This window comes from Chryseobacterium sp. HNCC26DJ240, assembly GCF_057180485.1.
Window position 1 is genome coordinate 1 of the sequence record NZ_JBXUGK010000002.1, and the last position, 22,339, is coordinate 22,339.

General features: G+C 34.8%; 21 protein-coding genes. 7 read left to right on the top strand and 14 right to left on the bottom strand.

The genetic code is table 11. The features are described 5' to 3' along the window. Positions 1-259 precede the first annotated feature (259 nt). The 13 genes from AC2A1G_RS03095 to AC2A1G_RS03155 all read right to left on the bottom strand — a co-directional run bounded on the left by AC2A1G_RS03095 (position 260) and on the right by AC2A1G_RS03155 (position 13,833). Complete coding sequence (locus tag AC2A1G_RS03095; protein WP_484045496.1) at positions 260-787, bottom strand: hypothetical protein; 528 nt, start codon at positions 785-787, stop codon at positions 260-262. A 10-nt stretch (positions 788-797) separates the two neighbouring features. Beyond that, on the bottom strand, positions 798-1,331 hold the full coding sequence (locus tag AC2A1G_RS03100) for a hypothetical protein (protein WP_484045497.1): 534 nt from the start codon (positions 1,329-1,331) through the stop codon (positions 798-800). Beyond that, on the bottom strand, positions 1,328-4,060 hold the full coding sequence (locus tag AC2A1G_RS03105; protein WP_484045498.1) for a COG1470 family protein: 2,733 nt from the start codon (positions 4,058-4,060) through the stop codon (positions 1,328-1,330). The genes AC2A1G_RS03100 and AC2A1G_RS03105 overlap by 4 nt, the downstream gene beginning before the upstream one ends. Beyond that, the gene (locus tag AC2A1G_RS03110) at positions 4,053-4,850 is read right to left on the bottom strand and encodes a WxL protein host-binding domain-containing protein (protein ID WP_484045499.1); all 798 of its coding nucleotides are present in this window, start codon (positions 4,848-4,850) and stop codon (positions 4,053-4,055) included. The genes AC2A1G_RS03105 and AC2A1G_RS03110 overlap by 8 nt, the downstream gene beginning before the upstream one ends. 68 nt (positions 4,851-4,918) lie before the next feature. After that, a complete protein-coding gene (locus tag AC2A1G_RS03115; RefSeq protein WP_484045500.1) occupies positions 4,919-5,500 on the bottom strand; it encodes a hypothetical protein in 582 nt (193 codons plus the stop codon). Positions 5,501-5,795: 295 nt separating this feature from the next. Then, positions 5,796-7,373: a BamA/TamA family outer membrane protein gene (locus AC2A1G_RS03120; RefSeq protein WP_484045501.1), complete on the bottom strand. Its 1,578-nt coding sequence runs from the start codon at positions 7,371-7,373 to the stop codon at positions 5,796-5,798. 50 nt (positions 7,374-7,423) lie between these two features. After that, the gene (locus tag AC2A1G_RS03125; protein ID WP_484045502.1) at positions 7,424-8,215 is read right to left on the bottom strand and encodes an SDR family oxidoreductase; all 792 of its coding nucleotides are present in this window, start codon (positions 8,213-8,215) and stop codon (positions 7,424-7,426) included. A 92-nt stretch (positions 8,216-8,307) separates the two neighbouring features. Continuing rightward, positions 8,308-8,886: a Uma2 family endonuclease gene (locus AC2A1G_RS03130; protein WP_484045503.1), complete on the bottom strand. Its 579-nt coding sequence runs from the start codon at positions 8,884-8,886 to the stop codon at positions 8,308-8,310. 10 nt (positions 8,887-8,896) lie between these two features. Beyond that, complete coding sequence (locus tag AC2A1G_RS03135; RefSeq protein ID WP_484045504.1) at positions 8,897-9,478, bottom strand: Uma2 family endonuclease; 582 nt, start codon at positions 9,476-9,478, stop codon at positions 8,897-8,899. Between the two features lie 41 nt (positions 9,479-9,519). Next, entirely contained in the window at positions 9,520-10,746 is a 1,227-nt protein-coding gene (locus AC2A1G_RS03140) for a 3-phosphoshikimate 1-carboxyvinyltransferase (protein ID WP_484045505.1), read from the bottom strand. 11 nt (positions 10,747-10,757) lie between these two features. Then, positions 10,758-11,963 (bottom strand): hypothetical protein, encoded by a 1,206-nt coding sequence (locus tag AC2A1G_RS03145; RefSeq protein ID WP_484045506.1) that lies wholly within the window; start codon positions 11,961-11,963, stop codon positions 10,758-10,760. A gap of 21 nt (positions 11,964-11,984) precedes the next feature. Further along, positions 11,985-12,311: a nucleotide pyrophosphohydrolase gene (locus AC2A1G_RS03150; RefSeq protein ID WP_484045507.1), complete on the bottom strand. Its 327-nt coding sequence runs from the start codon at positions 12,309-12,311 to the stop codon at positions 11,985-11,987. Positions 12,312-12,420: 109 nt separating this feature from the next. Then, positions 12,421-13,833: a hypothetical protein gene (locus tag AC2A1G_RS03155; protein WP_484045508.1), complete on the bottom strand. Its 1,413-nt coding sequence runs from the start codon at positions 13,831-13,833 to the stop codon at positions 12,421-12,423. A 181-nt stretch (positions 13,834-14,014) separates the two neighbouring features. Here AC2A1G_RS03155 and AC2A1G_RS03160 point away from each other — a divergent pair, with 181 nt between their 5' ends. Beyond that, positions 14,015-14,266 (top strand): type B 50S ribosomal protein L31, encoded by a 252-nt coding sequence (locus AC2A1G_RS03160; RefSeq protein WP_034678914.1) that lies wholly within the window; start codon positions 14,015-14,017, stop codon positions 14,264-14,266. A 185-nt stretch (positions 14,267-14,451) separates the two neighbouring features. After that, positions 14,452-15,612 (top strand): GlmU family protein, encoded by a 1,161-nt coding sequence (locus AC2A1G_RS03165; protein ID WP_484045509.1) that lies wholly within the window; start codon positions 14,452-14,454, stop codon positions 15,610-15,612. Between the two features lie 120 nt (positions 15,613-15,732). Here AC2A1G_RS03165 and AC2A1G_RS03170 read toward each other — a convergent pair whose 3' ends face one another. Next, the gene (locus AC2A1G_RS03170) at positions 15,733-17,124 is read right to left on the bottom strand and encodes a T9SS type A sorting domain-containing protein (RefSeq protein ID WP_484045510.1); all 1,392 of its coding nucleotides are present in this window, start codon (positions 17,122-17,124) and stop codon (positions 15,733-15,735) included. A 481-nt stretch (positions 17,125-17,605) separates the two neighbouring features. On the opposite strand from AC2A1G_RS03170, the gene AC2A1G_RS03175 reads away from it, so the two are divergent. The 5 genes from AC2A1G_RS03175 (at position 17,606) to guaB (ending at position 22,258) form a co-directional block, all read left to right on the top strand. After that, positions 17,606-18,115, top strand: coding sequence for an RNA polymerase sigma factor (locus AC2A1G_RS03175; protein ID WP_484045511.1), 510 nt, complete (start codon positions 17,606-17,608; stop codon positions 18,113-18,115). Then, positions 18,090-18,755: a hypothetical protein gene (locus tag AC2A1G_RS03180; RefSeq protein ID WP_484045512.1), complete on the top strand. Its 666-nt coding sequence runs from the start codon at positions 18,090-18,092 to the stop codon at positions 18,753-18,755. The genes AC2A1G_RS03175 and AC2A1G_RS03180 overlap by 26 nt, the downstream gene beginning before the upstream one ends. 99 nt (positions 18,756-18,854) lie before the next feature. Beyond that, positions 18,855-20,138 carry a DUF4252 domain-containing protein gene (locus tag AC2A1G_RS03185; protein ID WP_484045513.1) on the top strand — a complete coding sequence of 428 codons (1,284 nt, stop codon included), beginning with the start codon at positions 18,855-18,857 and terminating at the stop codon, positions 20,136-20,138. Between the two features lie 10 nt (positions 20,139-20,148). Further along, positions 20,149-20,649: a DUF4252 domain-containing protein gene (locus tag AC2A1G_RS03190; protein ID WP_484045514.1), complete on the top strand. Its 501-nt coding sequence runs from the start codon at positions 20,149-20,151 to the stop codon at positions 20,647-20,649. Positions 20,650-20,797: 148 nt separating this feature from the next. Continuing rightward, a complete protein-coding gene (guaB, locus tag AC2A1G_RS03195; RefSeq protein ID WP_484045515.1) occupies positions 20,798-22,258 on the top strand; it encodes an IMP dehydrogenase in 1,461 nt (486 codons plus the stop codon). The last annotated feature ends 81 nt before the right edge of the window (positions 22,259-22,339 follow it).

The following is a 22,339-nucleotide window of genomic DNA, read 5'->3' on the forward strand; positions in this document are numbered from 1 at the left end:
GTTTTATGTTATTACCGGTTTGCAGTTATTTTTTGGCGAATCTCAGCTTTTACCAATGTAAAATACTCCTTCTTATCTCACTTGTGACTAGCCCGGATAGCAGCGGATACCCCACAGCAGGCGTTGGAAAGCTGACGGGTTATGCGGGTGGGAGCTTTGGTGCGAGGAGTATGAGCGGATAGCCGGAATAAGCTCCTGAAAAGAGAATTCAATTTTTTATTCTTTGAATGTTAGATAAAGGAATTTTTGAATGTAAATCTTAATTTGCAGCAATTGTAAATACAATATTTGCTTGATATGCTGCTGCCGGTACTTTAACTGATATGCCTGAAATACGTACCTGGACTGGAATGTTTGAATAAGTGCCACTTGCCAATAAACCGTTTATCCGCAAAACCATAAAACTTGTGGATCCAGCCTGATTAATTGCTGTATAAGCATTGAGTGTATTTTCTTCTATTGTACAGTTATTGCAAGGTATGCCAGGACCAGTTCTGCGAACTGCAAGATTCAGGGCGCTGTTCCAGTTGACATTGGTTTGACTTACTGAAACTCTTGATGAACTGGTCAAAAGACCGATAGGTATTGTTCCGGTGATGGTAATCTGGCTGGTGTTGATACTTTCTGTTGTTCCTGAGTAATCTGTCCCAGCTTCGGTTAGTGTAGTGCCAGGTACAGTCCAGTCACTGCCACCTACAGTAATAGTTTGGGCATAAGTATAGAGACAAATCAAATTCAATAAAAGAAAGGCTGTTTTTGTGAGTGTAAAAGTTTTGTTTTCTTTCATGTTTTCCTTTTTAATCACTGATTGTATAAGTTACTACTAAAGAAGGACTGCTTGAGGTAATATTGGCATAGGTTCCTGTAACTGCAGAAATCGTTAACCTGTGCCCGTTATTTATTCCGTTTCCTGTAAAAGCACCTCTAATTCCTGAAATAATTATTGTGGGATTGCTAGTAAGTGTAACTGCTGACAATGCAGTTGAAGTTCCTAAAACTCCAGAGCCAGTTCCGGAAGCATTTGCAACAGATAACTTGATATCAATTCCGGGAACCGTTTGGCTTATAAATGCTGTTACTGTTCTGCTTGTACCTGTGGGAGTGACTGCGGATGTATAGTTGAGCCATTTGGTAGTGTTTGCCGCTGGTGGAGTAATAGCATTTCCTGCTTCGGTAGGAGCTGCGAAAATTAGATTTATATTGACTCCTGCTGGCTCAATATCCAGTAATGCAACTGTGGGTAATGTAATACTCACGGCTCTACTCTGGGAAAATAAGCTATAACTTAAATTCAGTAAAATGAAGATTATTATTTTTAAACTAAATTTCATTTTCTCGTTTTATTATCGTTGTAACTTACTTTGATAGGCTCTTGTTGGTATTTGATTTCTCTTTGCTTTTTTGTGATATTTACAGATATGTTTTTTGTTTCTTCAGGCTTTAGGGTAAATTCAAAAGTATCCTGAGTAATTTTGTACCTTTTGTCCATTCCGTCGTGGTAGATCTTTACTTTCCAGTCTCCGGGACGGAGATAGGTGAAATCAAATTTTTCGTTTATTGAAACAATTTTTCTAAATACCTGCTCTCCTTGTGAAGCTTCAACGATTACACTTTCCTGTTTTTTTCTTCCTTTTTTTGCAGTAACCTGTACAAAACTTAAATTGCTTTGCTTTTCCTCATCATGAAGAATTACTTCGCCTTGAATTAAAGCCGCATTTGTTATTCCGAAATTGAGAATATTCTCTTTGTTAACAAGATCTACTTCGGCTGGCATGCGTACATCAGTAATATTATTTAAACCAAGTGTAGATCTGTCAATTTCGAGGGTGTAATATTTAGGTGCAACATTTTTGAAGATGTAATTACCATCTTTATCACTTATTGAGATATAATTTCCCAGAAATAATCGTATCCCATCAACTTTCTCTACTCCCAAATTGGAGATATTTCCCGATAAAGTTACGTATTCTGCTGTCTTTTTTAGCGGCGCATTAATATTGACAGAATATTTTAATGAAACTATAAAATCTTTATTACCAGTTTGACCACGCTGTAATGTATAACGACCAGAGAAATCTATAGAATTGCTTTTGAATATTTGCTGATGATACACGATTTCAAAAAGATTCGGGTCTGTATAGTAATCTTCTGGGATATAATTGTTTTGATAAAAAATACTTAAACTGTTGGTTGATGAAAATCTGCTGATAATTCTCGCACCATAATAGAATTGATTTTGATTTTGCTCAAGATAACGTGTGTTTTCTGCGTAGCTTCCATAAAAATTGAATGAAGTTTTAAATTTTTCGAAACCTAAGTTGATGGAATATAATCTTGATTGACCTGAAATTCCATTTAAATAATTCTCGGTTTGCCCAAACTGAACTTCTGTACCCATATTAAATATTCCTAATTGCTGATTGATATTAGCTCTTATAAAAGATTCTTTATAATCAAATCTTTTCATTTCCATGCGATCCTGATACCTTTGAAAACCGCCTAACAGCTGTAATTTTCCTTTCTTAGAATATTTAAATTCCACTCCTGCCTGAAGGTATTTCTGATAAGGAGCAACACCAAATAAAGTATCTCTTTTGAAATTAGTAGCATCCTGTCTGTAATTTCCCATGATGGTAAGCCTTTCCAAAACCCGGTACTGAAGGTTTGCCGTGAGAGAATTGGTATTGGTAAAATATCCTGAAAAATCTGATGAAGCTTTCAAATAAATTAGTCCTGCCGTAATTTTATTGAAATTTCCCTGTGCCTGAGCCATGTATGCAAAACCGCTGGTGATATTATTTTTGCTATAGGCTATCTCCCCTTGAGCATCTATTAATTTTAAAATTTTAGTTTTACCTGTAATGTAAGGTAGATGGGTATTAAAACCTTCTCTTTGTGTGCGGGGAATTTTGTATAAATATCCGGCCTTGACTTCGCTTTCATTATTGATGTGATAAGTAGAATACACGTTGTATTCATCTTTAATATCCCGAAAAAATCTTGGATGATTGTAAAATCCGCCTAATGTAATCTTTTTTAATCGATAATTAAGTTCTGCACCTCTTCCATATCTTGCAAACTCGGTAAGTAAAGATGAAGAATAGGCTTTGTCTCCCAAATGAGCTGAAATTTTTTTGTTTTTGTAACTGATAAAGTACTCTTCGTAAGGTGTAAAAGCGTTAAAGTCTATCGGATTTTTTGTGATGGCATGAAATTGTATAACGTCTGAATTATCTTTGCTCAAGCTTCCGGTTCCAGACAGCTCGCCCTGAAAACCATTTCTGTAATCTCCTCTGGTGCTCTGCCCTATGTAGTTTACAGATGCGATAATTGGCAGGCGATGATACACATCCTCATCAGTAGGCTTTACAGGTATTATTTTCACATTATTGTACACCATTAATTTTTCAATGGGATAATTTTCTGTAGTGGCGTTTAGGTAAATATTCTGATAGGCAGTGGCACCCAAATCAGGATTAGTGTTGTTGATTAAAGGAATAATTTTAGTCTCTCCCGGCAATAGTACAATTACAGAATCTCCTTCTATTATGCTGCTTCTTTCTGTAGAGAGAAAGAGTTTTTCAGACATATTCCCATTGTTTTTGGCAATGATAGTCGATCTGATGGTTTCTCCCGCTTTTACATATTCTGGAGAATCTCCTTTGGTTAATAACAGTTTTCTTTTTCCGGATATTACTAATGGAAGATTTTTAGTTAGGAGGTTACCGGTGGAGCTATCTTTTATATGAAGATATATTGAATAGGAGCCTTTTGGCGTATCAAAAGAAATTTTGATGGGAATAATGTGAATATAGCTTTGCCCTGGGGAAATGGTAATCTCGTTTTGATTGAGAATGGGTTTAATATTCTCATTTGTGGTTTCTACGGTAAGCTGATAGTTTTTTTGCTCTAAAGTATTGTTTTCTATTTTAAATGATACAGAAGTTGTGGTTCCCGGTTGCAAAATTTCATCTTTATAGACAGACTCTTTCTCAGTGTTCTGAGAAAAGAAAATTACAGGGAATAAAAGTAAAATATATAGAAAGCAATTTTTATTCATTTTTTACTTCGAGCTCAACATTGAGGGCGAATGCGTTTTCGTCTTCATCAGTTGCCAGAATTACAGCGGAATATTTTCCGGGAGTTATTTTGCTGATATTAATATGAAACATTTTGGAAGTTCCTGGTAAAAGTCCCATGGTCATGCTTGTGAAGTTGCCTATCTTTTCACCATTTTTGGCATAGAATTCTACCATTGCATTGGGCCTACAGTATTGATTACCATTATTGGAAATAGCAATTTTAAGGATTTTGAGTCCATCTTCATTGTCTACTTTTACACTTTCAAATTTCAGTTCAGGTTTTGCATTTTCAGAATCATAATCGGTAATGATTTGTATAGCATATCTAATAATAGAATTGATGTTTACACCTGGTTTATTGTCTTGAGGATTGATCTTATCTATGGGCTCTACCATAATTGCACTCCAATAGCTTCCAGATTCTGCCACATCTTTAGGAACAGTGATTTCGTATCTGATAGTGGTTTTTTCTTTGCCTTTAAGGGTAAGAAGATTAGTGTTAATTTTTATCCACGATGAGTTTGACCGCTTTACAGTTGCCGGGCTGGTATAAAATATATCCCCGTCTGCATTATAGCTGAGATCCTGAAAAAATATTTTCACATCCTGAGGAGTGCTGCTGGTATTTTCAATCTCAATATTACCTTTGTATACTTGTCCTTTTTCTACTTTGTAGGTGTGGGTAAGCCCGTTGATTACTACAATGCCTGCTTTTACATAATGTAAATGCATAGCAAAAAAGATAAACAGAAGAATTTGTTTTATCATTTGTAAAAGGTTTTAGGAATTAAAAAAAGGAGAAGCCAACTAGCGGTTTCTCCCTTGTGTGTAATTCTCTAGTTGTCAGAAATTGTGTAAGTTACAGTGGCAGATGTTGTGCTTGCTACCAAATCTGCATAGTTGGCTGTAGAACCTACCGCACTTCCGTAATTAACGTTGTAGGTAAGATTGTGACCATTGTTTGCGCCAGTGCCTGTATATGCACTTCCAATACCCGTAATGATGTTTTGATCTGAAGCGCTAAGTGTCAACTGAGATGTAGGAAGACCAAATGCACCTGCTCCAACACCTGTATTTCCAGCAGCAGTTACTTTAATGTCCACACCTGGTATTACTGCGTTCAGCTTTACAGAAACTGCTCTAACGTTGTCAGGAGCTGCAGCTGCTTTGATAGAAGAGTAGTTTAGCCAAAGACTTGTATTGTCTGCAGGTGGTGTTATTGGTAAACCCGCTTCTGTAGGTGCTACAAAAGTCATTGTAATGTTTTTGGTCGCAGATGGTTCGATGTCTAATAGTGCAACTTCAGGAATGCCGACTCCGATAGTGTGGCTGTCTGTCTTTGTGTCAACCTGAGCATTGATAGTTATAGATAATGCAGTGAAAGCAAAAGATAGAATAGGTAGTGTAATCTTATTCATGTTTTTAGGTTTATATTATTTTTTTCTGCAAAATTATAAAAAATTCAACATTGAATGAATTTTTAAAGTTGATTTTTATCATTGCTACCGCTTAATAATCAGTATGTTACTGTTTTTTACAATTGGCTTAAAAAATATTTTCAACCACAAATATATTTTGGTATTAAATTTATTTTGATAAGGTTTTGATTGGGTTTAAATTCAGTGGCTTTTTATAGAAATTGACGAATAGCTAAACATAAATAATTATGTTTGAAAAAATTGAATTTATAATAATTCTAAATAGTGGAAAATTTTAGAATCTGCTCAGAATTCCCCAATGAATTTTGATGTCATTAAATTTGAATGGATTACCAAATTCATTTCCGTTAGAAAGCTGGAAACTCATCAATCCGATAGGAATAAAAAAGTTGAAACCAAGCCCAACGCTGTATAGCTTAGGTTTTACTCCCAAAGATTTGTTATTGAGCTGACCATACTGTCCAAAAACATCAAAAAATGCCTGATTTCCGATGAGATAACGGTATTCTAAGCTTCCATAATAGAAAAAATCAGCGGTCAGAGAGTTTTCGTTAAAGCCACGCAAAGAATTCCATCCGCCAAAACGATACAATTCATTGGCGGTAAAATCTATTTTAGAATCGAGCATTGCGCCTTCTGCTTTGATGTTTAGAAAGTGATTGCCGTTGATGTGATAATTGTGCTCACCAAAAAAGTAAAACTGATTTTGTGGAGACTTTATGTTTTCTTTGGTGTATGTTGTTGTAAGATAATCGTACCCGAAATTTATTTTTGTTTTATACAGAAAAAGATCAATATCGCTTGGCTCGGTCATATCAAAATAAACCCCGATTCCTTTCTTATTATAATCTTTTCCCTGCACATAAAGGCTGTCGATAATAGTTGAATTTTCAAAAGTTCCTCTTAAACCGATTTTTTGCCGGTTGTTGATGTGATAATAAAATGCAGGTAACGCTTTCACATTGGCAAAAGTAGAATCCTGCCGGAAAATATTCACTTTCATATTCATCCCTACATTAGAATTAAACAGATAAGGAATATCAGTCTGAAGATCAAAATTCTGGCCTTTATCAGGGTTTCGCTGCCAATAAAGATTGATGGTTTCAAACCCGTTAAACATGTTTTTGAAATTCACATTCAAAGTTCCGTTCAGCGTAAACTTTTCTGTTTTATCGTTTCCGAAACCGATGACTCCATCAAAAGTATTCGTTTTTTTCTTTTCAATAAAAAGGTAAATCTGAGTAGAATCTTTGGTGAAAAGTGTCTGAGGCTGCCTTTCAAGCGATAAAAATGGATGCCCCTGAAACTGTTTATTGACGGCAATCAAATTTTTGTCGTCGTACGTTTTACCTTTAAATTCTTTGTTTAAATTTTTCACAAAACGCTTCGGAACTCTCGTGTAGCCTTTCATTACAAAGCCATCAATTGTACGTTTATCGTTTTTATTAATGTCTAATTCAACTACCGGATAACCATTTTTCTTGGTCTTTACAGTTGATTTTAACCGGCTGAATGCAAAACCATCATCAATGTAAACTTTGTTGATTCTCGCTTTGGTGGAATCTAAATTTTTGGTAAAAAACTCTTTTTCAGTCTTCAGTTTTTTGACAATAGAATCTGAAAGAGAAACGTATGTTATATTATAATTTTTTCCTTTATCATAGAAAATTTCAGTGCTGTCACCTTTTATTTTAACTTCTTTCAATTCAGTGAAAAAATAGTTGCTTTGAGCCAGAGAATCAAGAAATTTTACTGCTGTTGCAGAATCTTTAACTTTTTTCTTGACCTTGGTTTCTGTATCAATCAGAAAATACTGTTTCTTCTGCGCTTGTACAAAAACGCAAAACAACACAAAAAATATTTTTAAAAACAGTTTCAATCTCAAATCTCAAACTTCAAATCTCACATTTTATTGTATTTCTTCATCAAATTCTCATAAGTTTCCTGTGGAAGAATCCATTTCAAAGGTACACCGATTTTCTGCCCGAATTTACCAAAATAATAATGAGCTTTCCACTTCTTTTTAGATAAAAGTTGGTCAATATATTCTGCAACTTCAAGAGGTTCTGTTCCATCGCCAACGTGGGAATTCATCAGATCGTATACTTTATCGAATACATTTTTGTAAGGTTCCGTTACTTTCGTTTTTACACGATTTTCGGCGATATTGGTTTTTATATCACCTAAATGAAGCGAACAGACATTCACGTTCCATTGAAAAACTTCATATCTCATGGCCTCTGTTACTTTATCTAAAGCCGATTTCGAAGCCGAATAAAACCCTCGGAAAGGCAATCCCATTTCACTACCAATACTCGAAACGTTAATAATTTGCCCGAATTTATGTTCACGCATTTTTGGCATTACTGCAGTCATCATCTGTACGGCTCCAACAAGATTCAGATTGAATAATTTTAAAATATCTTCTTTCGAAGAATCTTCTATAGCACCCACCATTCCCATTCCGGCGTTGTTGATGAGAACGTCGATTTTAGTTTCTGTTTTTAAAACTTCAGCAATTGCATTTTGAACAGCTTCGTTATCTGTAATGTCTGTTGGAATTGATTTAAAATACTGACTTTCAGTAAATTTCCGGCTCAGTCCATAAACGCGATGGCCTTTTTTTCCGAAATATTCAGCGAGCACGAAACCTATTCCTGAGGATGTTCCGGTGATGATGATTGTTTTATTCATTTATAATTTTAAAATGATGTGTTTTCAAAACAAGACTTTGTCAGTAAAATTGACAAAGTCTTTGAGGTTATTTTTTATTAAAATGTTTTTAACTAAAATTCATACAAATCTTGAGTCGAAAATTTTAAATCTTTAAAATTTATAGATTGTAGTATTTCTCCATCTGCGACTGGTTTTCTGCTGATGTATTCACCATTTTCTAAACTGAAAATCAAAATAAATTTCTCACTCGGATCTACAACCCAGTATTCTGAAACTCCCGCTTCCTCATACAAGCTGAATTTTAAATTCATTTCCTTTTTGGAATTTCCTGGAGATAAAATTTCAACTACCAAGTCAGGAGCTCCAAGACAACCTTTATCATCGATTTTATTTCTGTCACAAATCACACACAAATCAGGTTGTACAACAGTGATAATTTCTCCGTTTTTACTTGGTAAACGAACATCGAAAGGAGCGTAAAACATTTCGCACTGATTTGCATTGAAAAAAGGACTTAATACATCACTTATTTTTCTTGATATTTTCTGATGAATCGGCGATGGAGCAGGGCTCATTTTCAAAATTTTACCCTTGAAAAGTTCTACTCTTTCCTTGAGTCTCCACATAAGATAGTCTGCGTACGTATACGTTGCATTCATATCGAGTTGGCTGAGACTTGTAATTTCCATAGGTTTCATTTTAAATATTTTCAAAAATTTCAGATGCCGGAAAAACCAAATCTTGAAATAGGTAAGACTTCATTACTTCATCTTCTGTAATGGGTTTTTTTCCAATGAAAATTCCGTTTTCCAAAACGAATATCTGTATCGTTTTCTCAATTGGATGCACAACCCAATATTCTAAAACACCGAATTCTTCATAGATACTGTATTTCAGGCTTAATTCTTTCTTTGAATTTCCCGGGGAAATGATTTCTATAATTAAATCTGGCGCACCAACACATCCTTTATCGTCAATTTTACTTGGGTCGCAGATGACACATAAATCCGGCTGGAAAACATTTTTTGAATCCCCGTTTTTAGATGGAAATCTCACATCAAATGGAGCTGAAAAGACTTCGCAGGTATTGTTTTTAAAAAAGTTGTAAAAAATTCCACTAAATCTAAATGAGATTTTTTGATGAACCGGAGACGGAGCAGGGCTCATTTTTAAAATTTTTCCCTTGAAAAGTTCTACTCTTTCCTTGAGTCTCCACATAAGATAGTCTGCATACGTGTACGTTGCATTCATATCGAGTTGGCTGAGACTTGTGATTTCCATTGGTTTGAATTTTAATTAAACTCCTTACTAAACAAAATTAATCATTTTGAAATTAGCAATTCGGATAAATCCTCCCAAAACATCGGATATGATTTCTCTACCACATTTTCATCTTCAATATTCAATTCCTTAATCAGGCAAAACGGCGCAAAACTCATTGCCATCCTGTGATCCTGATAAGTTTTGATGGTAATATTCTCTTCAGGTTCAGAAAAACCGGTAGATTTTATCGTTAAATCTGTAATTTCAGTTTCGCAACCTAATTTTTTCAATTCTTGATGTAAAGCCAGCAGACGGTCTGTTTCTTTCACTTTTAAAGTTCCCAAACCGGAAATTTCAAACGGAATCTTCATAGCTGCAGCTGTGACACACAGAGTTTGTGCTATGTCCGGACAGTTATTCATGTTCAAAACAATCTTTTCCGGAAACTTAAAATCCTTAATAGGTTGGAGTGTCAATTGATGTTCTTCTTCAGTGAAGATGGTTTTAATTCCGAAAAAATCTTCATAAATTTTTGAAATCGCAGCATCTCCCTGAGTAGAATTTTTGTAAAAACTTTTCAGATGAATGGTTTCTCTTCCAATCGCAGCAAATGAATAAAAATAAGATGCAGAACTCCAGTCACTTTCAACTTCGTAACTGATGATTGATGGTTGATGATTGATGAATGATTCAACTTTAATGGTATTACCAATGAAGCTGTTTCTAATTCCAAATTTAGTTAAAATACTCAAAGTCATTTCGATATAAGACCTTGATGTAACTTCGCCAATCAAATTAATCTCCAGACCGTTTTCGAGTTTTCCGGCAATTAAAAGAAGGGAAGTGATGAACTGACTTGAAATATTAGCCGGAACATCAACACTTCTCTGTGTAATTTTTCTGCCTTTAATTTTCAAAGGCGGAAACCCTTCATTTTCTAAATATTCGATTTCTACACCAAGATTCTGCAAAGCCGTAACCAGATTTTTTATAGGTCTTTCCTTCATCCTTCCTGAACCCGTGAGTACGGTTGTCCTTCCTTCCTGAATCGAATAAAAGGATGTTAAAAAACGCATTGCTGTTCCTGCATGATGAATGTCTACAGTGTCGGAGTTTTCCGATAAAGCTTTTTGAAGTAACTGTGTGTCCTGAGAATTAGATAAATTCCCGATTTTTATGTTTGAAAATAAACTTTCCAAAATCAATAAACGATTCGAAATACTTTTCGAACCGCTGATTTGTATGGTTTTGTTTTCCTGTAATTTTGATTTTTCTAACTTCTTCATTTTTGTAATCTTCATTGTTTGTAGTATATTTTGCCATCCTGATTGGCGTAAGCAAAAAGATTTCCGTTTTTATCAAACAGTTTTATGAGGTGGAATCCGTCTTTTCCATAGTTCATTTTGTATAAATATGGCTTAAGTTCAAATTTACCTTTAAAGATATTCTGCTTTTCCTTTTCATTAATCAAAATTCTGTAATCGTTATTTTGCTTCAGAACATATACTCCACAATCTGAACAAGGTGAATCTGACAGCACAATATCATTATATTCTGCAGGAATGATCCATTCATCTTTTTTGATACTGAAATATCCTTTTTTACCCTCAACTTCTTTTATCATAGCCTGATAAAGTTCCTGTTCCCTCGATGTTAAAACTTCTGTAGAAAATGGTTCTGTGTATCTTTTAGAGGTATAAATCTGTGTGATTTTTGGTTTGGGTTCACTTTCTCCGGAATAAGGTTTCCCCATGCCTGGTGGTGGCGGTGCATATGATGGTCTGGGGTAAGAATCATTGTATTCTTCGGTGGGGATTTTTTCTGTTGAGCTATTTTTCATCTTTCCGTTTTCAAAATTAATTGTGAGTTTCTTTGCTGGATGATAAGCTCCCGAATAAGTAATGCTGTAAACAGATGGTTTATTTCTGAAGTCCACATCAACATCTTCTGCATTTTCAAAAAAAGTTTGGGTTACTTTCAGCGTTTTTTTATCAAGTAAAACCAAAGAGTATTTTTGTGAAGTGTCCTGAAGTAAAATTAAAGACTGATCTTTCAATTGTGGGTTTCGGATATTGTCTTCCAGACTAATATTACGATAAGATTGATGAAAAACATTTTTGCCGGATAAAGTATACAAATCAGTGGTCATCTGTCTCGTTTCTCCATTATAACCGTAAAAACGTTCTAAATCTAAAATATTTACGGCTTTTACAAAAATATCATCTACATTAAAATAGTTATAATGAGAATCTTTGATAATAATTTTGTTTTTATAGATAAAGTCTGTAGTGAAATTCTTTTCGGAGTTACCCTTTGTAGCAATGAAATTTCCGGGATTTGAATTGATGTCTATATGATCGTAGATTGCAGGAAAAATCATTTTACCGTTTTCGTCTGAAATTCCAAACTTGTCTCCAACACGGTAAGGAACAGTGATTTGAGAATATGAAAAATTAAATACTGAAAATAGAAATACTGAAAATATCTTGAAAAAGTTACGCATGAAGATTAAATTTTATTTGAATTACTTCAGTTTTTCATTATTCTGATGTCTGTCTTTATCGCGATCAGTTTTTATCTTCATTTTTTCATCAAAAGCTTCCTGCAGATTAACTCCGGTTTGATTGGCTAAACATATAGTTACAAACAAAACATCGGCTAATTCCTCGCCTAAATCTTTACTTTTATCGCTTTCTTTTTCGCTTTGTTCACCGTATCTTCTTGCGATAATTCTGGCAACTTCGCCCACTTCTTCCGTTAGCATTGCCATGTTAGTCAGTTCATTAAAATACCGGACACCAATGGTTTTAATCCATTCGTCCACCTGTGTTTGAAGCGTAGTAATTTCCATGTTTAAAGAGTCAAGGCAAAAGTAAAAAGAGCCAAGTGAGAGAGTTTAGTTAAAAAATTAGTTTAATATCAAATATCAAATATCAAATATCAAATATCAAATATCAAATTTACTGATATGCTCCCAAAGTTATATTTGATGTTCTTGAAACGCCGACAATATCTGTAGGAACTGATGCTGCGATGGTTGCGTTGCCTTTATTTCTTGCCGGAGAATCTGCTTTTACCCGAAGGTTCATTTGTGCAGCAAAGAAATTTATAAATTTAGGATCTTCGTTTTTTAAACTTTGAATTACGACTGTCGGGTTGTTGTCAAAAGGAAAACCTGCTTCGGAAGTTCCGGAATATTTCAATAATGAATTTCTGATCAGAAAATTAAACTGCTGTCCCGGTGTCTGCTCAAAATTTACAGCATTGTCTCTGTCAGAATAAACAATCGAATTCCAGATGTTTAATTGTTGTAAAGCGCCCTGTTCTGTTTGTCCGCTTTCGTTTTTCCATTCGTTGGTGGCGAAAATTCCGATTCTGTTTCTTGATGACAGAAGATCAGAATAGTTAGCAATCGTAGAGTGTACATAAGAATGACTTCCACCTTTAAATATTGAAATGGCGGCATCTCCACAATTATTCATTACCAAATTGGTTGCATTTACAGTTGAAGCCACTGCATAAATTCCGTTATCCAAAAAATTATGAATGAATGAATTGTTGATATTGGCTGTTGCCTGTTTCATATCAAGACCATTGATTCCTCCGAAAAGCCTTGTATGATTCATATTGATGATCGATCCGGCTTCCATTTTTACAGAATTCCAGTTGTTTGGAATCGTATCATAATAGGTGTCGTTTCTGTCGCCACGCATAATGATCTGTTCGGTTTGAGTACCGTTTAAATTTAAAGATGCACCGTTGGAAATTTTCATTCCGCTGTTTTTGTGGAAATAAATTTTCGTTCCTGCTTGTACATTAAGGGCAATTCCGTCATCTAGAGTAAGATTCCCATAAATGATTTTGGCTTTAGAGTTCGTCCAGTTGGTATTGGCATCAATCACATTAGGATTGGTAGGGGTTTGAATAAAAAATTCTGCGTCCTGAACTACAGAAAATAAATTCACATGTTGCTGTCCTGCGGGGCTGGTAAACAATATTCTGTCTTCAGCAATCGCTTCCGGTCCCGTAGCTGTAGGAGCGATTTCTACAAAGATATAAAGACTGTCTTTCTTTCTTAGAGGAACATCCTTAAAATCGTAACCAGGCTTCCCATCAACATTGATTTTGTATAAAGAAGCTGCGCCTTTTTCAAGATGAATTCTTGGAATCAGAACATCTTTATCTTCATTGTTGTACACTTTCACGGCATACGTTTCAGATCTTACCTGATGATAAACTGTATCACAAAATATTGTATCACGGTTGAAACTGAGTTCCTGAGAAGGAGCATCGAAAGAAATTTCGTCTCTGTTGCAGGAAACTGTAAGTAAAAGTATCCAGAAAGCGCTTAGAAGGATGATTTTAAATTTCATTGAAATTCATGTTTAAGAATTCCAAATTTAACGAAAAATACTTCAATTTTCTTATTTCAGAAAAATAATGTTCAAGGTGTTTGTATATTTTAAAAATTATTGTATTTTTGCAACCTAAAATTTAGCAGAAGAAATACCATTACTATTTCGAAAGCAAACTTTAATTTTTTAAAAATTTATTATGAAAAACGGAATTCACCCAGAAAATTATAGACTTGTTGTTTTCAAAGATATGAGTAACGACGAGGTATTTTTATGTAAGTCTACAGCAGACACAAAAGACACTATCGAGTTTGAAGGTACTGAGTACCCATTGATCAAAATGGAAATCTCTTCAACTTCTCACCCTTTCTACACAGGAAAAACTAAATTGGTTGATACTGCAGGTAGAGTAGACAAGTTTATGAACAAATACAAAAAATTCGCTAAGTAATTTTTTGGTTTTACAATATTTTAAAGTCTTCCGATTTTCGGGAGACTTTTTTTATGCACATTAATCACAATTAAAATCTAAATAGTAAGAATTAATTGAGTATTTGTATTTTTGTAAAAAAGCAGAGTGATGGTAAACTTCCAGCTTCCATCATCCAGCTTCCAACCTAATAAACTTTTATAGAAATGCAACTCGTATTCTCCGATGCACAATATTGGGAAGATTTTCTTCCGCTTACTTTTACCCGTCCTGTCGCAGAAATGCGTTGTGGAATTCTTACTTTTTCCGAAAGATGGCAGAAAATTTTAGACTCGACTGAAATTTCCTGGTTTACGGAAATGTATCTTCAGCAGAAATTCAGAGAGCCTGAGAAAAAAGAAAGTCTGTTTTTGGTTCCCAATTTTTTACCGACAGAAAATGTAATTCAGCAAATTAAAGATTTAAAGCAAGGTGAAGCTTTGGTTTATGAAGATGAACTGGTTGCCGCAAAAATCAATATGGATGGTTTTTCTTTAAATCAAATCGAGAAAATGACTGATATTAAAGAAGAACTCGTTTTCTTTAAAAAACCAACCGATCTTTTTACTTATAATAAAGAAGCCATCGATTTTGATTTTGAATTATTGACTAAAGGAAAAACTTCACAGGAATTATCTTCCACCAACGGTTTTTTGGGAAAAAGAGAAGATTTGTTTATTGAAGAAGGTGCGGAAGTTGAATTTTCAACCGTCAATACCAAGACCGGAAAAATTTACATCGGAAAAAATGCCGAAGTGATGGAAGGCTGTAATCTCCGAGGTCCGATTGCACTTTGTGAAAGTTCGAAATTTAATCTCGGAGCAAAAATCTATGGTGCTACAACGGTTGGTCCTCATTCTAAAGTTGGCGGTGAAGTGAGTAATATTATCATTTTTGGATATTCAAATAAAGGTCATGACGGATTTGTTGGGAATTCTGTGATTGGAGAATGGTGTAATCTTGGTGCAGATACTAATTCTTCCAACTTAAAAAACAATTACGGTAATGTAAAATTGTGGAATTACAGAACCAAAGATTTTCAGGATACAGGATTGCAGTTTGCCGGCGTAATTATGGGAGATCATTCCAAAACAGCGATCAATACTCAGTTAAATACAGGAACGGTAATTGGAGTTGCTTCAAATATTTTCAAAGAAGGCTTCCCTCCGAATCTGATTGAGAACTTTTCTTGGGGAGGTTTTAAAGATGATGAAAGATTTAAACTGGATAAAGCCTACGAAGTTGCTGAAAAGGTATTGGCGCGAAGAAAAATATCTTTGTCGGATGATGATAAAGCGATTTTGAAGCATATTTTTGAAACTTATTAAATCTGTCAGCACAGCTCGAAACTATTTTTGTTTTTTAAAGAACGGCTATATAAAATCAGCGTGTACGAATAGTCGTACACGCTGATTTTGAATTATTTAAACTCTCGTTGTTAGAGCTATTTATCGTTTGATTATTTTTACAGTTTTTACTGTGCTGTTAGCAATATTTACTTTGACCAAATAAGCTCCTGATATTAAAGTAGAAACATCAATTACTCCTTTATTATCATTGATAACTTTAGTAAGCGCTTGTTGTCCTGCCATATTGTAAATTGCTACTGAAAGAATCTTTTGGTCGAACGAAACCGTTAGATGATCATGTCCCTGATTTAGGAAGACTTTTAGATTATCAGATACTGGTGAAGTTTCATCAATTGCTAGTGTACTTGTTGTCGGGCAGGCTGTAGGAATTAGCGTAATTCTGTTAATGCTTGTTCCATCTCCGATTTGCCCATTCCCATTATGTCCACATAGCCAGGTTTGCCCATTTGTTTTCATAGTAAAAGTATGGGCTGAGCCTGCTGATATACTTTGCCAGTCTGTTTCGGTTCCGGTTTGTGCTGGTGTTAGTACGCTCGTGTACAAGATTCCGTTACCTAGTTGGCCAAAGCCATTGGAACCCCATGCCCATAGTGTTTTATCTGTTTTAGTTGCAAGAGTAAAATTATTGCCAGCGGATACTTTTTCCCAGTTATTAGCTGTCCCGACTTGTACAGGTGCACGTCTTTCGGTTATCGTTCCGTCTCCGATTTGCCCATTCAGATTATTTCCCCATGCCCAAAGAGTTCCATCTGTTTTTATTCCTGTAGAGTGTGTGTTGCCAGCATCAATACTTTGCCAATTAGTATCTGTTCCTATTTGTCTTGGAGTAGATTTAGTACTGCTTGTTCCATTATCTCCCAATTGTCCATAAAAATTGGTTCCCCAAGCCCAAAGTGTACCATCTGTTTTTATTGCTAACGAAAAAGCACCTCCTATACTAATACTTTGCCAATTGGCAGCTGTTCCAATTTGTGTTGGAGTATTTCTACTAATTGTTGTGCCATCTCCTAATCTTCCTTCACCATTATACCCCCAAGCCCATAGTGTGCCGTCTGTTTTTAGAGCAAAAGTATTATCCGCACCGGCTGATACACTTTGCCAATTCGTTGATGTTCCTACCTGTGTAGGGGTGTTTCTAACGAGGATATTCGTTCCATCACCTAATTGCCCAAAAGAATTAAATCCCCACGTCCAAAGAGTTCCATTTGTTTTTATTGCTGAAGAAAAATCACCACTGGCATGAACACTTTGCCAATCAGAATCTGTTCCTATTTGAATTGGAATAGGACTATTTGTCATGGTTCCGGTACCTAATTCTCCACTCGAATTGGTTCCCCATCCCCAAAGTGTTCCATCGCTTTTTATGGCTAATGAATGATAGCCTCCGGCACTGATTTGCTGAAAGCACTGTCCAAAATAGAAACTATTCATTATCATTAAAATAAATAGAAAGCATAATTTTTTTTTCATATTCTATATTTTTATAATATTTTCCCTACTCGTTTAGCTTTTCGGTTTCGCTTCGTTTGGATGGTTTCTGAACTCCATTAGAAAATGAAAAAAAAATTCAAGATCAAGATTAATTTTTTATATAAACAAAAACTGTTTCTATCTGATTTTAGGAGATGAACAATGTTGTTTAAATATAGTTTGTGTCTTTAAAAAAAAAATTGACGAATTAATTTTAGACTTTAATTTCAATACATAAACATTATAATAATTCACCAAGTTTATATTTATAAGCAAAAATATATCTTTCTTACCGATTATGAAATAGTTGATAAAAATTTAATAACGCAAAATCAGAGTTAAAAAAAGTTAATATATATGTTGTTGAAAATAATTAATCAATAAATTAAAAAGAGTATAAGAGACTGTGGAAAATTTCATTTTTTTAATTTTGATGTAATAAAACTTTAATTTTAATTGTCTTACTAATAGAAACAAATTTATGACCCATGAAACTTTTAGGAATACGGTATTTATTCTCAGAGATGAGATGTATCGTTTTGCGAAAAGGTTTGTGATGAGCAGCGATGAAGCCGAAGATGTAGTGCAGGATTTAATGATCAAATTCTGGCAGAAAAAAGACGAGTTGGCACAGTTTGGAAATTTTAAATCCTATGCTTTAAAATCTGTAAAAAATGAATGTCTGAACCGATTGAAGCATCATGATGTAAAATTGGGTTTTGCAGATTTGCAACTCCACCGTTCAGAATTGTACAATATGGACGTGAATAATATGAAGGAGCAAATAATCGGTTTTATAAATCAGCTTCCGGAGAAACAAAAGATGGTCATTCATTTGAAAGACGTGGAAGAGTATGATGTGTCTGAAATTTCCGAAATGCTGGAAATGGAAGAAAACGCAGTAAGAGTAAATCTGATGCGAGCTAGACAAAAAGTAAAAGAACAAATCTCACAATTGATGAGCTATGAGCAACGACAAATTTCAAGATAAATATAACGAAGTCTTCCAAAGTTTAAAGGAAGAAAAAATGAACTGGGATTTTGAGGATTTCCTTAAAAAAGCTGAAGGAAATGACGATTCTTCTTCGGATGAAACTCCCATCATTTCAATCAACAAAAAACAGAAACCGACTTTTCCAAAATGGTTTTGGATGGCTGCGAGTGTTGTAGTTCTGTTTGGTTTGGTTTTCGGCTTTAATTTTAGTAAAAATGAAATTTCAGACAAAGGGAATTTAGTGAAAAACGAAATTTTAAAACAGAAAAACGATTTTATAGCAGAAAATCACGAGCATCAGACGCAAATGGCTGTTCATACTGTAGATTCAGTGGTCGGAGCGAAGCAGGATTCTATTTTTGTAGAAAATTCTATTGCCGAAAGAGATGTTTTGGATGAAATTCTCTCTAAAAAAAGCAGAATTAAAAAAGATATTAAACCGAGATATGTTCAGAATTCTTTGGCCAAAGATTCAACAGAATATCAGGATTCTTATGTGATTGTAAACGGTAAAAAAATTACCAACAAGCAGGAAGCTTTAGATGTTACCACTTTTTCCTTTATGAAAATGGGGCGTGAATTTAATAAAACTGTGGCGAGTTCTCATAAGAATGAAGATTACACAACCGAATATTAAGACTTTAAAACCATGAAATCGCCACGATTTGGTGACGAAACAAAATTTATAACAGGCAATGGCGATTCCATGACCTTTAAAAGACAATAATATAAACATATGAAAAATATATTTATACTCATCATGATTTTTGCGGGAAGTTTTATGACTTGCACTGCGCAGACCGAGAAGTTGGATCAGTTTTTCCAATCATTTGAAAATAAAAGTGGAGTAACATCTATTGACATCAAAAAACCGATGTTTGATCTTCTGGACCGAATTGAAATAAGCGACGAATACATTGGCAAAATCAAACCCATTATGCGTGATGTAAACGGTTTGAAGCTTTTGGTTTTTTCTAAAGCTACATTTCCGGATCATTTAAAATCGGAAAATCTAGGGCAAATTAAAATGAATGAAGAAAAAAGCGAGCGTGTAAGTAAACTACTTTCTACATTGAATTTTAATGAGTTGATGTCGATGAAAAGCAATGATGTTTCTATGAAATTTTTAGCGGAAAATGCCAAAGACGGAATTCTCGAAAATCTTATTTTTAATGTAGATTCTAAGGATGAGATCGCTATTTTCATGCTCAATGGGAAAATGAAAATGGAAGATGTCAACAGAATTATCAATTCCGATGAACTCGTGGTGCCATCTGCAAGAAAACCTGAAAAAAATACAAAAGAAAATACTTATAAAGATTCTTACGAAACCAATGAGGTAAGACATGTAGGGAATTTTTCTAAACTGGATGTAAGTAAGGGTGTAAAGGTAAATTTCACACAGGAAAATACAAGTTTGGTAAAGGTTTTTGCGGATGCTGATAAGCTTCAGAATGTTATCACAAAAGTGGAAAACGGAGTTTTGAAAATCTATGTTGAGAACAGGTCTAAAAAGAATCTCAACTTCAAATCTCTTACGGTAAATGTCTCTTCGCCTAAAATCGAAATGATCAAAACCTCTTCCGGAGCAATTTTTAATGCAGCAAGTGACGTGAACGAAGATATAATGACTGTTGATGCTTCATCGGGTTCTGTGGTCAATGCAAGTTTTAATGTGTCAGTATGTAAAGTAGAGACGAGTTCAGGTTCTGTGATTAATTCGAAAATCAACTCAAGAGATCTTTCGGTTAAAGGATCAAGCGGTTCAGCCATTAACATCAGCGGAAATACCGAAACAGGTCTTATTGATATGAGTAGTGGAGCGGTTTGTAATGGAGAAGGTTTAAAGGTAAATGGCTTACAGGCGGAAGCGAGTTCAGGTTCTGTGCTTTCGGCTCATGTTGTTACGTTGCTTAATGCTACAGCTTCTTCAGGAGGAATCATCAGATACAGAGGGAATCCGGAGATTCAGTCTAAAATAAGTAAAATGTCTGGCGGAAGTCTTCAGCAAATCAAATAAAATCCAAGTCATGAGAATCTTAAAAAATACCTTACTGATTTTTTGCACTCTGTTTTTCCTGCAATCATGTATTGTTTCAGATAAACCGAATATTGCTTTCTTCTCAGATAAAAATTATGATTTTGAAGATGCGCAGTTTGCAAGTTTTAATGTTCCTCTTTTTCTGGCAAAACCAGCGATAAAAAAAGCTCTGAGGGAAGAAGGTGAAAATTTAGAAACTATTAAAATGATCAAAAAAGTTTCTAAGATTAAGTTGATGACTGTAGCTAACGCTAATGAAAAAATGCTGAAAGATTACGCACAATATCTTAAAAATGAAAATTACGAAGATTGGGCAACCATAAAACACGATGGCGACAACGTAAATATCAGAGTGAAACAGAGTGGAGAAACGATTAAAAACATGTTGATTACTATAAATTCTAAGACAGAAATGGTTTTCGTAGACGTAAAAGGGAGCTTTACAGCAGAGGATATTTCGAAAATAATCAATGCGGCAACAGACAAATAATTTCACATATATTTCATATTTAACATTAATAACCGTCTTCTTGGGCGGTTATTTTCGATTTAATTCATGTATTATTAAGTTTTATTTAAACTATTTAAAAGCATTTTCATATTCCGCTAAAAAGTCTTAATTTTGCAAGAAAGTAAAGATGTCTATTCATAACAAAATTGTAGAGACAGCCATCACTTTCGATGACGTGCTTCTAGTCCCTGCTTATTCTGAAGTTTTACCTAATCAGGTTTCATTAAAATCAAGACTTACCGATAAAATTACGCTCAATGTTCCTATCGTTTCCGCTGCGATGGATACGGTGACAGAGGCTGATTTGGCGATTGCACTGGCAAGAGTTGGTGGTTTGGGTTTCATTCATAAAAACATGACCATCGAAGAGCAGGCTGCTCAGGTCAACAGAGTAAAGCGTTCTGAAAACGGAATGATCTCTGATCCTGTAACACTTTCAAAAGATCATACTTTGGCTGAGGCTAAAGAAACGATGGCGAAATATAAAATTTCCGGTCTTCCGGTAGTTGATGCTGAAAATACTTTAATTGGAATTATAACCAACAGAGATGTAAAGTATCAGGAAAACCTTGATCTGAAGGTGGAAGAGATTATGACCAAAAAAAATCTGATCACTTCTGATAAAAATACAAATCTCGAAAAAGCAAAAGAAATTCTTTTGAAAAGTCGTGTTGAAAAGCTTCCGATTGTAGATGATAACAATAAATTGGTTGGTTTAATTACGATTAAAGATATCGATAATCAACTTGAGTATCCCAATTCAAATAAAGACCAGAAAGGCCGTTTGATTGTTGGTGCCGGAGTTGGAGTTGGCGAAGATACTTTAGACAGAATTGAAGCTTTGGTAAAAGCCGGAGTTGATATTATTGGTATCGATTCTGCACACGGTCATTCAAAAGGTGTTTTAGATAAAATTTCTGAAATCAGAAGCAAATATCCTGACCTTGATATCGTTGGTGGGAATATCGTTACTGCTGAAGCTGCTGAAGATTTGATCAAAGCTGGTGCAAACGTATTGAAAGTAGGTGTTGGCCCAGGTTCTATCTGTACAACAAGAGTTGTCGCTGGAGTTGGAGTTCCACAGTTATCTGCGATTTATAACGTTTACGAATATGCTCAGTCTAAAAATGTTGCTGTAATTGCCGATGGTGGAATTAAACTTTCCGGTGATATCGTAAAAGCAATTGCAAGTGGGGCAGGAGCGGTAATGCTGGGGTCACTTCTTGCTGGAACAGATGAAGCACCAGGTGAAGAAATTCTTTTCCAGGGAAGAAAATTTAAAACGTATCAGGGAATGGGAAGTCTTTCTGCGATGAAGAGAGGCGGAAAAGAAAGATATTTCCAGAGTGAAGCTAAAAAATTCGTTCCGGAAGGAATTGAAGGAAGAGTTCCAAGTAAAGGTAAATTAGAAGACGTAATTTTCCAGTTAACAGGAGGTCTTAGAGCCGGAATGGGATATTGTGGAGCAAAAGATATCACAGCTTTACAAACTGAAACCAAAATGGTAATGATTACTGGAAGCGGCTTGAAAGAATCTCATCCACACGATGTGATTATCACTTCAGAAGCTCCGAATTATTCTTTGTAACTGCTTTTGGCTTATTGCCGATTGCTTTAAGATTAAAATAAACAGAAACGGTGGTCGCAAAATGTGACCACCGTTTTTTTT